A 13,684-nucleotide genomic window follows, 5' to 3' on the forward strand; every position below is an offset into this window, starting at 1 on the left:
CGTATTGAGGATCAGGCGTTGTCAGGCAGTTCGATGGTTCCTTCGCCGATAAAGCAGCACTGCCCGCTGATATATACGCCATTGATGCGCCCGTCTTCCTGCTCGATTCTCACACGTACGATGCTTGGACGGCCCATCTCGAAGCCCTGCTCGCTGATAAACTCGACTCCTGGTTGGATGAGTTGCTGGCTCAGCAGATAGCTGCCCAGAGGACCGTGTGCCGCTCCGGTGGCCGGATCTTCCACAATGCCCATCGCCGGAGCGAACATCCGACAGTGAACCGTCGAATCTGCGTGTTCGGTCTCTTGAGTGAAGACAAAGACCTGGTTGGCCTCCATTGGCTGCAATGTCTGCTCCCACACATCCTGTCGCAAACGAGCCTTGCGGATGGCCTCCAGGCTGTTGACCGGCACAAACAGGAAGGGAACGCCGCACGAAACGGCCTGTATGGGCAATGTTGGATGCAGATCAGCCTCTTCTATTGAAAGTAGGCGAGCAATAGTCGCGCGGTCGGTGAAGTATGGGCCAAAAGTAGGTAATGGCTGCTGCATCTGGATAGAGTTTGCCGCTCCATCTTTTATCGAGAGGCGCATCGGGATTGGGCCGACTTTTTCCTCAAGTACAATGGCGGTCTCTGGCTCCGTCAGCTGGATCAGCCCTTTGCGTGCAAGGATATAGGCGGTTCCTATCGAGGGATGGCCTGCCATCGGCAATTCGCGACCCGGCGTGAAGATGCGCACGCGATAGGTATGCTCTGGCTGCTCCGGGGGCAGCACGAAGGTTGTTTCGGAGAGATTAAACTCGCGTGCCAATGCCTGCATCGTCTCCGTCGTCAATCCTTCAGCGTTCAGGCAGACCGCAAGCTGATTGCCACCAAAGGGGTGTTGCGTAAAGACATCTGTGAGGCAATACTGTATTGTTTTCATAAGCTCCTCCATAAGATATATATCCCCATTATACCCACTTTCGAGGATGTGATCTTTTTAAGAAGACGCCTCAATCAGTGCTGCAACCTCGCTATATAGCTCCTCAGTTCGCGCCAGGGATACCTGAAGTTGCTCGGAGGTGGTGCCGGTTGCTCCCAACAACTGATAAATGCGCTCAAGAAAATGCTCTGGCTGCACCGCAAAAGCGCTGAGATCAGTTGCCAGCCTTTTCTCGCTGAGATAATAGGTCTCGTTGAGGGCGTAGAGTACCTGGACGAGGGCGTGGATCGCTCGTGCCAGGCCGCCGGTGACAAGATAGACCTCTCCACGTGCTGCCGCTTTACTTGTATTATCGAGCGTGAACCGTGCGCTCCACAGAAAGCTCTTCGTGATTGCTTGCTTGAGACGAGGTGAATAGTGTGCCACTTTTGCTTTGAGCTGGTCGATGATGTGGTCTGGATCGTAGATAGGGCGGCAGATGGCGGTCTCAGTGCAATACATAAAGCTGTGAAAGCCGTAAGCGGGTTGTTGCCAGTAATCGGAGCGAATGTGGCCGTCGTTGGCCTCATCGAGCGTTGAGGAAACGAAATCGATGTTGCGGTAGAGAAAATCGACACGTTGCCCCTCTATCGTGAGCCATGCGCCACCGTTGACCCAGGTTCCCCAGCCACCCAGATCGGTCACAACGGGATCGGGCGCATCGTTCAGTGTGGAGGCGATCGCGCGAAGATGGGCGATGTCCAGCGGTTGGCTCACATAATAATAGAGGCCGATGTCGAGATCGGAATCGGGCCGCTGGGAGCCGCTGGCATACGATCCTCCCAGGACAATCGCTTTCAGACCCTGTACCGGTTCTAGTTGATGCATAATACGTTGCAGCAATAGCTCATGTTGCATATATTCTTTCTTCTCTCTCTTCATAGTAAATGGAGATTGCGGGCCACCTCGCAGGCGCGTTCATGGCTGGTCACATCAAGTTTGCGGTAGATGCACTTCTGATGATTTTTTACAGTATTCATAGAGACGGCCAGTTCATCCGCAATCTCCTGGCGAGTGTGTCCATCTACCAGCAGGCGCAATATGCGTAGCTCCTGCTGACTCAATGGGTCATCTAAAAGCGCTGGTTGCGGTGCGACATGTTCTTTCGCGAGGCTAGAGGAGCCTGCAACCCGTGCGGTCTCTCCTAGTGCGTCGGAACTGATGCTACGCCACTCATGATCTTCTTCTGACAAACTGGTCAGCGCCATGCTTGCAAAGGTTGCAGCCTCCGGCAATCGTTCCTGCCCAACCGCCAGCAGCGCCCGAAAAGCGGCCAATCTGCCCAACCAGGTGCTCGCATTTTCCTGTGTCCAGGTCTGTTCGGCACACTGCAAACGCTCCTCAATGAGAGGCGTGATGGCGGGGGGATAACGATCAACTGCGAAGGCGTGGACAATTGCAGAGATCAGGGCAAGCACCGGCTGCTCACGAAACACCTGTTCCGGCATCTGCTCCAACAAGTCGCGCATAGCGAATATTTCGTGCATGTCAGGCTGAAAAGGGGCACTCATCAGATTACCGATCAGGGAAGCTGCTCGTGTGTAATCGGCCCCGGCCAGCGCAGATTTTACTGCTTCTGTTAGCATATTGTGCTGCTCATACCATGTGCTGGCTAGTTGGAAACAGTCGTGCAGTGCCTCCTCTCCCAGCCGGTGACGAGCCTCGTGTTGCATGGCCTCTGCAAAGAGCGCGTGATAGCGATACCATCGCTCGGAGGAGTGATCGAGCGGCACCAGGAACAGCCCGGAGCGCTCCACCGTTTCGAGCCACTGCTCACTATCGGTGCGCCCGGTCACGGCATCGCAGAGGGAGCCAGTCAGGGAAGCAAGCAGGTTAGTTTGCAGGAGAAAGCGCTGCATCGGCTCTGGTTGAGCGTTCAACACTTTGCCAACGAAATATTCCAGCAGATGACGATGATCGCCTGAAAAACTCTTCAGTACAGGTTCGATCTCCTGTTCCGTCATATGCCCTTGTAGGGTCAGCGCAAGCAGCCTCAAGCCAACGCCCCAGCCTTCGATCCGCTCCAGCAGCCTTTCCATCTCCTCGCTAGAGAGTGTAAAGGGGATAAGTTGTTGCAGGAAGCTAACGATCTCATCTTCGGAGAAACGCAGATCGTTAGCTTGCACTTCGATGAGCTGTTCTTCCGCACGCCAGCGAGCAAGCGGCAACGGGGGGTCGCTGCGGGTCATCAACACTACGTGCAAAGAAGATGGTAATTGTTCAATAAACGAGGCCAGCGTTTCGTGAATGTGGGTCGTCGTGATGGTGTGGTAGTCTTCCAGCACCAGCACCTCCTGGCCTGGCAAGAGGCCCAGCTCGTTGAGCAGCATGGTCAGTGCGCCATCCAGTGAAGATTGCCGCAAAGAGGGACGCCACCAGTCTTGCGCCGTATGCAGGAGGGCCAGCGCGTCGGTTCCCAGATCGGCGCGAAAGACCTGACAGGCGGTGATGACAGAGCGCCAGAAGTGGATCGCATCATTATCGCTGCTATCCAGCGAGACCCATGCGACCGGGAAAGGAGGTAGAAGGGAACCGTCCGGGGAGATTTGATGGCGGGCGATCCACTGGCTGACCAGCGTTGTTTTGCCGAAGCCAGCCGGGACCGACAGCACGGTCAGCTTGCGCTCAAGCCCTTCATCCAGGCGAGCAAGCAGGCGTTGACGCATGATGAGTGATCCGGGCAGGCGTGGGGGACGCAGTTTGGGAGCAAGCAGAGAGACCTGCTGCTCCGTTGCTGCGGTGGGGGCAGGTTCTCCTTGCCAGATGCTCCGTAGACGCCCGGCAATCATTCTCCGACGCCGTGCTGTTTCTCGCGACCTCATGCGGTGAGTATAGTACGCAGAGGCTTATGTTGGCAAGTTTTCCTGCAAGCCCTCACCAGCGATTCCAATGCACGACGGTTTCCAACGGCTTGCGAGCGGCAGGCTTGAATTGCGTTCCACCTGTCGTATAGGCAACAGGAATCAGCCCGGCTTGAGTGATCCGCTCGTAAGGAATGCCCAGCACCTCGGCAGCTTCCCGCTCATAAGCGAGATGGATGGAGGTCAGGACCGTTCCCAGGCCACGAGATCGCGCCGCCAGCATAAAGCTCCATGCCGCCGGGAGAATGCCTCCCCAGAAGGCGGCCTCCTCTAGACCCGTCAGATCGGTGGTGCGGCCCTCGATACAGGGGATGACATGCACGGGCACCTCATGCAGATGCTCAGTCAGATAGCGTGCGGGAGCAAACGTGCGAACCAACTGTTCCGCTTCTCTCTCGTCGGCTGCGCTGGAGATCATCTGTTTCAGAATATCCTCCTGACCGCCAGGACCGTACGCCTTTTTGCGATAGAGAGCCGCCAGAGCTGCGCGCTGATCGGGATCGGTCACAACGAGAAAGTGCCAGCCTTGACTGGAACCCGGTGTGGGAGCCTGAAGCGCCAGTTCCAGGCACTCCCGCAGCACCTCCGGTTCCACTAGACGCGTAAGGTCTAGACGCTTGCGCACTGCACGTGTGGTGCTTAACAGTTCGTCAGTGGTAAGATTCAACGTGGGCATGTTCTTCTCCTTCAATGATTACTTGCTTGCTGGCGGTGGAAATGGGATAGCGCGTTCCGGTTCGATAAAGACGACAACCCGCTCTTCTCCTGGCAACAGATCAGCGGTGGCGTCGCGTCCGAAGTATTTTTGTGACAATAGATTGGTAAAACGATACTCAACATCTTCCTCGATGCGCGCCCGACCTCGGACCTCAAGTGAGCGGAATGAATTGGCAGGATCGGTGATCGAGATGGCAATGCGTGGTTCTCGCTCAAGATTGCGGCGCTTCTGGCGTATCCTGTTCATAGTGAAAAAGATGGAGGTGCCATCCCAGCCAAGCAGGGTCGCACTGACCTGCGGCTCCCCCTTTGGTCCGATGGTGGCAACATTCATTAACGCTTTCGATTGCAGAATATCAAGAAATTCTTCTGGAATAACCGGCATTGATTTCTACTCTTTCTCTCTATCCAGCCTCACGTTGTAGAGACCGAAGACCGAACGCATGTTCATTGCTGTTGACAACAGTGTACAGCGAGGCATGCAGTCTGTCATACCTCGAAAGAAGTATTGGTGAGGAGTAATTTGACCAATTTGAATTTAGAGCAGGAGCATCTGGAGTTCACGTGCGCGGGCAACGGCCTGTGTGCGGTTGGAGACGGCGAGCTTGGCAAGGATATGCTTGACGTGGAGCTTGACCGTATGCAGGCTGATAATCAGTTGATCCGCAATCTGCTGGTTGGAAAGACCTTCGGCCAGCATATGCAGCACCTCTTGTTCACGTACACTTAATGGGTCAAGTAATGATGTGTGTGATGTATTAGGAGCATTCCCAGCAACAATAGGAGCATCGATATTGTTAGCAAGAGCCGCATATCTGGCAGCATATGCACGGCCCTCCTCGCTCATGTCGTGTTGTTGATACCATGCGCTGGCCCGACGATATAGCTCCGGGAGCGTCTCTGGCTCTGCGGTGCGTAAATAGATCCGCATAACCTCAGCAAATAAAGGGTGATAGCGATACCATAGCCCGACATCATCGACCGCTTGTAGCAACAGATTCGAGCGCGATAGATCGGGCAACCGGGGGCTATCGGATCGTCCTGTAACAGCCTGACAGAGCGAGTCGGTCAGCCGCTCTAGAATGCTGGTGTGGACAAGAAAGCTGCGGATATGAGCGGGCTGCTGTGCCAGGATCTCTTCGGTCACATATTCGACAAAAAAACAATGGACGCCAGGGGTGGTCTGATGCAAGGTGGCCGATGCTTTATGGTTGTGCTGCCCCAGTGCCAGCAATTGCGCCCCGACGATCCAGCCCTGAGTTCGCTGCTCGATTGCCTGCTGTTCTTCACGAGAAAGATTGAGCGCAAGCTCGCGAAAGAACTCCTGTAATTCGCTTGAGGAGAAGCGCAACGCGTCGGTCTCAAGTTGCCTGAGCTGGCTATGGGAGCGCAAACGAGGTAACGATAACGGAGGATCACTGCGCGTTCCGATCATGAGATGCAGTTGTGAGGGCGCGTGATCGATGACAAACTGAAGCTCGGCGTGGATAGAGGCGTTGGTGATGCAATGATAATCATCGAGAATCAAGACAGCATCGCCTGTCAGCACGCGGGCAATATTGGCAAGCAGGCGCGTTAACACGTCTTCCCAGGAGGTGCCAGGCGCGACCGGTTCTGTGAGACGAGCATCCAGGCGCATGAGAGCGGTGACAAGATAACTCAGGAAGCGCGACGGGTCACTATCAGCGGCCTCTAACGAGAGCCAGGCAACCGGGAGCGTACACGCTCTTGCCCATGCCGCCAGTAGCGTTGTTTTGCCCGATCCCGCCGGAGCTGAGACCAGCGTGAGCCGCGTTTGTACATGGTGGTCGAGCGCCGTAAGCAGGCGGGTTCGTGCGACGTGGTGAGCAGGTAGAGATGGGATCTGAAACTTGGAAGGAAGCAACAGGCATCGTGGCTCCTCCGTTGATGGCTGCTCTATCTTTGCAGGTGATGATGGTTGTGCGCTCTGGCCCATGAGTTGCTGTGCCGCCTGCTGTAAACGTTCGAGCGTCAGGCTGGAAGAGGCTCCCAGGTAAGAGCGGTAGAGTTGTCCATGCCTCCGACGATAGGCATACCAGTACCAGCCGCCGCGCTGATTGGTGGGACGAGCCTTGTGTGCCGTAAACGTTCCCTCGTTACTTTTGAAAGAGAAGGAGTGCGCCCGCTCTAACCAGCCATACCAGGCCGGAGAGTTAACCGCGATCTCCTGCGCCTCCTCCTGAGAAATAAGCATCGTGCCTGAGACGATGGCTTTGGCAACTGCACGTTTCATAGCGCTTCCTTTTAACAGTTCTAGAACGGGAACAGGATATAATCCCATGCCAGTTCTAGAACACAGTATACCTCCGCGCTATGCAAAGCTCAAGTTACTACCACGTTACGGGCAGGCTGCGAACACCAGTCACAAAGCTGCTCTCGTGCGGCTCAAGCTCGATATTGGGGACGCGTTTGAGTGTGGGGAAGCGTTCCAGCAAGGCTTGCAGGACAATTTTCCCTTCCAATCGTGCCAGAGGTGCGCCGATACAGAAGTGAATGCCATGCCCGAAGGCTTGATGGCGGTTCGGTTCGCGCCGGATATCGAAGTGCTCCGGGTCGGGAAATTGCCGTTCGTCGTGATTGGCGGAAAGCAACCAGACGTTGACCAGTTGCCGCGCCGGGATAGTCACTCCATGCAGCGTTATATCGCTCGCCGTCACACGCGCCGTCAATGTGAAGGGCGAACGAAAGCGCAAAACCTCCTCGATTGCTGAGGGCAGCAGGGACATATCAGCCCGAAGGGTCGCTATCGCCTCTGGATGATCGGTCAGGCAGAGGAGCGCATTACCGATCAAAATGGTCGTGGTAATATTGCCAGCGAGCAGCAAGAGCGAGGCAAAGCCCACGATCTCATCGTCATCCAACATTTGTCCCTCGATTTGCGCTGTGGTGAGGCGGCTGATCAGATCTTCTCGGGGCTGCTGACGACGATCATGTACATAGTTTTGCAGGTATTCATGCATTTCACGCATGGTCGGTATCATGGATGCGATCATCTTTTCGTCGGTCGGGTCTATGCTGCTTGCAGAGGCGATCAGCGTATTGGACCAGCGCTTGAAGCGTTCGCGATCCTCGGACGGCACGCCGAGCAGCTCGGCAATAACGATGATCGGAAGGGGAGCAGCTATATCGCGAATGATATCCATCTCGCTTCTGACCGTAACAGCATCGAGTAACTGGTTGGTGAGAGCTGTGATGCGCGGGGCCATCTGCTCAACCACTCTGGGAGTGAACGCCTGGCTAATTAGACTGCGAAACTGGCGATGGCGCGGCGGGTCCATTTGCGTGATATCGCCCTTGCTCATAAAGTTGATCTCGGGCTGTTGTGGAACTATGCTATTTGTATCTGATGAGAAGATGGCCGGATGAGAGAGCGCGTAGACGACATCCTCATAACGATAGAGATTCCAGAGGTGCGTTTGCTCGTCATAGTGGACTGGCTCCGTCTCGCGTATCAAGCGGAGCTGGTCCAGCAGCGCATCCCAGCGCGCTTGTATCGATGCTTGTGACATATTCAATTCCTTTCCTATATAATGAGTTTTTACGAACCCAGTGTCATTCGTAGTTTCCCGATAAATCGGGAGGGTGCCACCAGCCTGGGAGGAAGTGGTGCCCCTCCCGATTTATCGGGAAACTACGAATGACATTTCCGAACTTAGATTTCGGTTTGTGCAAGCATTCTCAGCTCATGATGCTCACAGAGTTGTTCATACAATTGAATGACGGCCGGGGCAACCTGTTGCAGTAGTTCCGGCGAGGGATCAGCCTCCGGCTCGAAGGCCAGATGGACCATGTGGGCTAAGGCACTGGCTTTTGTCTGAAGCGGCAGTTGCTCTTCAGTGGGAAGAAACGAATCGATCAGGAAAAAGCCTATCGTCGCTGCACTGAACGCATAGAGTTGTTCTACCAGATTCTCTCCTGTGCGAATGAGCTTATGCTGGCGCAGCAAGGAAAAATATTCCTTCATCATTAGCGTCTCGCGAGCCTGGATGGGGCTGTTCGCATCACTTTGGGCCAGCTTGCCCAGTAATTCAATGTCGCGCGTGAGCAGCGCTTTTATCAGTGGATAGTCTTCTAAGATCAAAAGATAGGTACACATCAGGCGATGGAGCAAGATCTCAGCGGGATCGGCACGCATGCGCTTCAACACATCGCGCAAAATGCTCACGGTCTCGCGCAGCAGTAGCGTCTCGAAAAGCGCATCGCGCGTCTTCCAGTGCAGATACACAGTTCCCTTGCCAACACCCGCATGTTTTGCAATCTCATCAATGGTGACGCGCTTATAGCCCCAACGCAACAACAAATCAGCCGCAACATCCAGAATGCGCCGTGCGCGCTCACGCTGCTTCATTTGCTCTGTAAGCCCGCGTGTTTGCCCTATCTCTTCGTCCATTGCCTTCCTTTCTACTGACCAACTTTCTTTTGACCAGATTTGAAATCTGGTCAAAAAGTCTACAGTGGTAAGTATAGTCAGAGCAAAGGGAAAAGTCAAGGTTTTTCCCTACAAAAGAAATAGCCTATTGCGGTATAGTGGTCTAGATGTCTTGACTTCTACTCCATTTCAGTGTACTCTCATGAAAAGGGCATATTTTTAGGGATGAAGGACAAACTCTATTTTGTCGTAAAGCTGAAAGGAGATCAGCATGTCCTATTTTTCCTTTAAAGCATCGAAGATTGTTGTTATCCTCGTCACCCCCCGGCTTGCTTTCCCGTCGATACTGAGCCTTTTGTCACCATAAATATCTGTATGGCTCATATTCATTGACCTGAAGACGGCTCGTGTGAGCCATCCCCTCTCCTCGTTCGTTCTGTCGGGCTTCTTGTGGGGAAGAAGCCCGATGGGACGACTTTTCCACCAGTTCATCACCAACTTCATCTTTCCTTGCTTGACAATACGCTTGATTTGTAACTATAATAGTTACGTATTATTTGTAACTGATGTGGTTACAAATAGAAAGGACCAGGTGACAATGGCTCGCAATAGCCAGTTCGCGATTGCGCTACATATATTGACGCTGCTGGCCCAGGCAGACAGGGAGGCGCTGACTTCAGAATATATGGCTGGCAGCGTCAACACCAATCCCGTGTTTATTCGCCGGGTGCTTGGCAAGTTGGCGCGCGCGGGGTTGGCAACTTCACACTCCGGGGTAGGTGGCGGCTGGCAATTGTTGCGCTCACCCGATTGCATCACGCTGCTTGACGCCTATTGCGCGGTGGAGGATGATCGCTTGCTGTCGCTGCATCACAGCCTCCCCAATGCACAGTGCCCGGTTGGTCGCAATATTCAACGCTCTCTGCTCCAGTACTTCGACGAGGCGGAACTGGCTTTTGCGCGCACTCTGGCGCAACATACGGTGGCGCAACTGCTACAAGAGATCATTCAGGATACGTCGGCCTGAGCAGTTCTGAAAGAAGGCTTTTTTATGGATTCTCAAACACAAACCAACCAGCAAACGGCGCGCCTCCATTCTGGGACTTATATCGGGTCTGCCGCGCTGACGATTGCCGATTTACAGCGCTCCATTGAGTTTTATACCCGAGTTATTGGTTTTACCGTCCTCATGCAAACAGAACAAACGGCGGTTCTCGGCACGCTCGCTAATGGGGAGCAGAAGCCGCTCCTGACGCTGGTTCTGCAATCCACTGCCAAACCGCAACCTGCTCGTAGCACTGGTCTCTATCATATAGCTGTACTCCTGCCGAGTCGGGCTGATTTGAGTCTCTTTGTCCTGCGTCTGGCAACAAGTGGCTATCCACTCAGCGGGGTTGCCGATCATCTCGTCAGTGAGGCGCTGTACCTCTCCGACCCGGACGGCAACGGGCTGGAGGTCTATCGGGATCGTCCGCGCGAGACGTGGCAATGGCACAATGGTCTGGTTCAGATGGCGACTGATCCGCTGGATGTCGAGGCGCTATTGACTGAGGGGCAGGAGCTTGCGGCAGGCGAGAATTGGCATAAGGCACCCGCCGGAACCACCATCGGACATATGCACCTGCGCGTCGGCGATATCGAGCAGGCGCGCCACTTCTACGCTGATCTGCTGGGATTCGATGTGGTGCAACACCTCCCGGGCGCGCTTTTTGTCTCAGCTGGTGGTTATCATCATCACCTCGGCCTCAATATCTGGCAGAGCCGCAACGCCCCACGTCCCCCAGCCGATAGCGCCGGTCTGCGCCTCTTCACCATCGAGCTACCAGACGCCGAGGGACTGGCCCAACTACAACAGCGCTTGCGAACGGCACAATGGCCATTTGAGCATCACGAGGGTGAGATTGTGGTGCGTGATCCCTGGGAGAATCCCGTTCTTGTGACAACAAAAGCACTCACCACTGATGAGACTGTATCTCGCAACGAGAGCGTGCGCGCCTCCTGAATATGGACTGCAACGCGAAGGGGAACGCGGTATACTGCGTTCCCTTTCTTCACAATTTTGTCAGTGAAATGACTTGACGTTCCGAACGATGTACAGTATACTTTTCCCGTACACTGTTCGGGAAACGGAAATGATTCTGCTGATGGAGAAAAAGAGTACACGCGAGCGGCGACGTGCGCGCACTGCGCAGGCGTTGTTGGATGCGGCAATGGAGATTATCACCGAGCGCGGCGTCGGGGCGCTGTCTATGCGCGAGATTGCGCAGCGCATCGAATATAGCCCATCGGGACTCTATGAGTATTATGCAAGCAAAGAGGAGATTCTCGATGCACTCTGTGAGCAGGGCTTTGTGCAATTGACCTGGCAGATCGAGCACGCCGCTCAGGGCAATACCGCCGAGCAGCGCCTCTATGAACTGGCGCTCGCCTATCTGGATTTTGCCCATCAGCACTCCCAACTCTACCTGCTGATGTTCAACAGCGCTCCTCCTCAGATCTGGCAGGGGCGAGGATTGCAGCATCTCAGCACTAACCCGGCCTACAACAAACTGCTGGCGATTGTGCGCGCGGGAGTGGAGAGCGGCGAATTCAGTGCCGCTTCCGGTCTGGACATCAAGCAACTGGCCTATAGTATCTGGGCCTTGATGCATGGTCTGGCCGCTCTGCGCCTGACCCGCCTGAGCAATGCCAGCGAAGATATCGATGCAACCAATCGACAGGTGATGCAAGCCGCTATCGAGCGGTTACGTTAATTTTTTTTGCTATCTACCGTACGCCGTTCGGAAATTATATGCTGTTCAGAACACATCATAGAGGAGCAAACAGATGGAGATACGGATCGAGAAAAACGTTATGGTTCCTATGCGCGACGGAATCAAGCTGGCAACGGATGTCTATCGTCCAGCTGAAGAAGGCCGGGTGCCAGTTTTGCTGATGCGGCTTCCGTATAGCAAGGAATCGCAGATATGGTCGGGTTGGTTTGGAGACGTACAGCCGTATGTGCAGGCTGGATATGCAGTGGTGATTCAGGATGTGCGGGGCCGTTTTGCTTCTGAGGGAACGTTTGTGCCATATGAGCATGAGGCGGCTGATAGTGTCGATACCATCGCCTGGACCGCCGCGCAAAGCTGGTCTACCGGTCGCGTCGGTATGGTTGGCGGCTCTTATCTGGGAGCGATACAATGGCTGGCTGCTGCCGAGCAACCTCCGGCATTGCGGGCCATCGCCCCGGCCATCATCGGCGGCGACCCCTACGATCAGTTTTATCAGGGTGGAGCATTGCAGTTTGGCAAGGCGTTGAACTGGATATTGAGCGCGCTTACCTTCTCTGAACTGCCTGCGCGTATCCGACGTGGCGAGGCGACGATGCAGGATCTTGAGGCCGTTGTGCAGGCGATAACTGATATTGATGCGCTCTATCAACATCTGCCGCTGAATGATCTGCCGCTGCTGCAAAAGCTTGCCCCTTTTCATTTCAAAGATCTGGAACATCCTGATTACGACGAGTACTGGCAGCAAAAATTCTATAAAGATGCATATGAGCGTATTACGATACCAGCGCTGAACATCGGTGGGTGGTTCGACCTGTACTTGAATAAGACGATTGCCAACTATCAGCGCATGAAGCGGCGCGGTGGCAGCAGTAACGCTCGACAACAGCAGCTTATTATTGGCCCCTGGTCGCATATGAATACCAGCGGTAACTTCCCTGAGCGCGATTTTGGGCCGCTGGCGAGCGTGGCGGCGTCGGGTCTGACCCAGGCACAAATTCGCTGGTTCGATCGCTGGCTGAAAGAAAGCGATTCGTCGCAGGAGAAGCCAGTGAAGCTCTTCGTGATGGGTATCAATCAGTGGCGCGAAGAGGAGGATTGGCCGCTGCCAGACACGCAGTATCGCCCGTATTATCTGCATAGTGCGGGCCGCGCCAATACCGCGAATGGCAATGGAACGCTTTCATTGGAGCAGCCTGGAGAGGAGCCGGAGGATGTTTATCTGTATGATCCGCGCTATCCGGTCCCAACGGTTGGTGGAGCTACATTGATGCCTGGAGGTCAGGCCAACGTGGGGCCACGCGATCAGCGGAGTGTGGAGAGGCGCGATGATGTGCTGTGCTATACCACCGCGCCTCTAGAGCGCCTCGTCGAGGTGACAGGCCCGATTCAGTTGCATCTTTCTATCTCCTCTTCGGCGCGCGATACTGATTTCACAGCTAAATTGATTGATGTTTATCCTGACGGGCGCTCGGAACTGACCAGTGATGGCATCTTACGAGTGCGCTATCGCGAATCGCTCGCCCGTCCGGTGCTCATGCAGCCTGGCGAGGTGTATCAACTCTGTCTGGACCTTCAAGCGACCTCCAACGTGTTTCTCGTCGGGCATCGCATACGGTTAGAAATTTCGAGCAGCAACTTTCCGCGCTTCGACCGTAACACCAATACTGGCGGCACGATTGCGACGGAAGGCGAGCAGAATCTTGTCCAGGCCGTCAATCGCGTCTACCACGACAGCACACGCCCGTCGCATCTGTTGCTCCCCATTATCGAGCGCTAAGACCGCGATATGCTTGAACAAGGCAGGGTTGCCAGGAGCTATCCTGTGTTACGTCAGCAGGTACTCCATGCGCTGTAGTTCTGACATAGCAAAAACAGGGTTCTTCGGTGCAACTAGTTGAAAGCATACACATTGGCATAGTGAAGAAAAATACAGGAGTACCATATTGACAGCATACTGTCGCATTGACAGCATACTGT

At 54.6% G+C, this 13,684-nt stretch carries 12 protein-coding genes; 4 read left to right on the forward strand and 8 right to left on the reverse strand.

The annotated features are described in order from the left end of the window. Positions 1–11: 11 nt before the first annotated feature. The 8 genes from K3T83_RS41160 to K3T83_RS41195 all read right to left on the reverse strand — a co-directional run bounded on the left by K3T83_RS41160 (position 12) and on the right by K3T83_RS41195 (position 8,954). The gene (locus tag K3T83_RS41160) at positions 12–926 is read right to left on the reverse strand and encodes a PhzF family phenazine biosynthesis protein (RefSeq protein ID WP_220208959.1); all 915 of its coding nucleotides are present in this window, start codon (positions 924–926) and stop codon (positions 12–14) included. Between the two features lie 57 nt (positions 927–983). Next, positions 984–1,823: a nucleotidyltransferase domain-containing protein gene (locus tag K3T83_RS41165; RefSeq protein WP_220208960.1), complete on the reverse strand. Its 840-nt coding sequence runs from the start codon at positions 1,821–1,823 to the stop codon at positions 984–986. A 20-nt stretch (positions 1,824–1,843) separates the two neighbouring features. After that, positions 1,844–3,754, reverse strand: a complete 1,911-nt coding sequence (locus K3T83_RS41170) for a LuxR family transcriptional regulator (RefSeq protein ID WP_220208961.1) — start codon at positions 3,752–3,754, stop codon at positions 1,844–1,846. Positions 3,755–3,839: 85 nt separating this feature from the next. Next, positions 3,840–4,502, reverse strand: coding sequence for a nitroreductase family protein (locus K3T83_RS41175; RefSeq protein ID WP_220208962.1), 663 nt, complete (start codon positions 4,500–4,502; stop codon positions 3,840–3,842). Between the two features lie 18 nt (positions 4,503–4,520). Then, complete coding sequence (locus tag K3T83_RS41180) at positions 4,521–4,928, reverse strand: PPOX class F420-dependent oxidoreductase (RefSeq protein ID WP_220208963.1); 408 nt, start codon at positions 4,926–4,928, stop codon at positions 4,521–4,523. A 153-nt stretch (positions 4,929–5,081) separates the two neighbouring features. Then, a complete protein-coding gene (locus tag K3T83_RS56640) occupies positions 5,082–6,797 on the reverse strand; it encodes a helix-turn-helix transcriptional regulator (RefSeq protein WP_236065181.1) in 1,716 nt (571 codons plus the stop codon). Between the two features lie 97 nt (positions 6,798–6,894). Then, entirely contained in the window at positions 6,895–8,073 is a 1,179-nt protein-coding gene (locus tag K3T83_RS41190) for a cytochrome P450 (RefSeq protein ID WP_220208964.1), read from the reverse strand. Between the two features lie 143 nt (positions 8,074–8,216). Beyond that, on the reverse strand, positions 8,217–8,954 hold the full coding sequence (locus K3T83_RS41195) for a TetR/AcrR family transcriptional regulator (RefSeq protein ID WP_220208965.1): 738 nt from the start codon (positions 8,952–8,954) through the stop codon (positions 8,217–8,219). Positions 8,955–9,531: 577 nt separating this feature from the next. Between K3T83_RS41195 and K3T83_RS41200 the strand changes: the two genes are divergently transcribed. The 4 genes from K3T83_RS41200 (at position 9,532) to K3T83_RS41215 (ending at position 13,484) form a co-directional block, all read left to right on the forward strand. Further along, a complete protein-coding gene (locus K3T83_RS41200; RefSeq protein ID WP_220208966.1) occupies positions 9,532–9,960 on the forward strand; it encodes an Rrf2 family transcriptional regulator in 429 nt (142 codons plus the stop codon). Positions 9,961–9,984: 24 nt separating this feature from the next. Further along, positions 9,985–10,935: a VOC family protein gene (locus K3T83_RS41205; RefSeq protein WP_220208967.1), complete on the forward strand. Its 951-nt coding sequence runs from the start codon at positions 9,985–9,987 to the stop codon at positions 10,933–10,935. Between the two features lie 130 nt (positions 10,936–11,065). Beyond that, positions 11,066–11,686: a TetR/AcrR family transcriptional regulator gene (locus K3T83_RS41210; RefSeq protein WP_220208968.1), complete on the forward strand. Its 621-nt coding sequence runs from the start codon at positions 11,066–11,068 to the stop codon at positions 11,684–11,686. Between the two features lie 73 nt (positions 11,687–11,759). After that, a complete protein-coding gene (locus tag K3T83_RS41215; protein WP_220208969.1) occupies positions 11,760–13,484 on the forward strand; it encodes a CocE/NonD family hydrolase in 1,725 nt (574 codons plus the stop codon). Positions 13,485–13,684 lie beyond the last annotated feature (200 nt).

Source organism: Reticulibacter mediterranei (assembly GCF_016587455.1).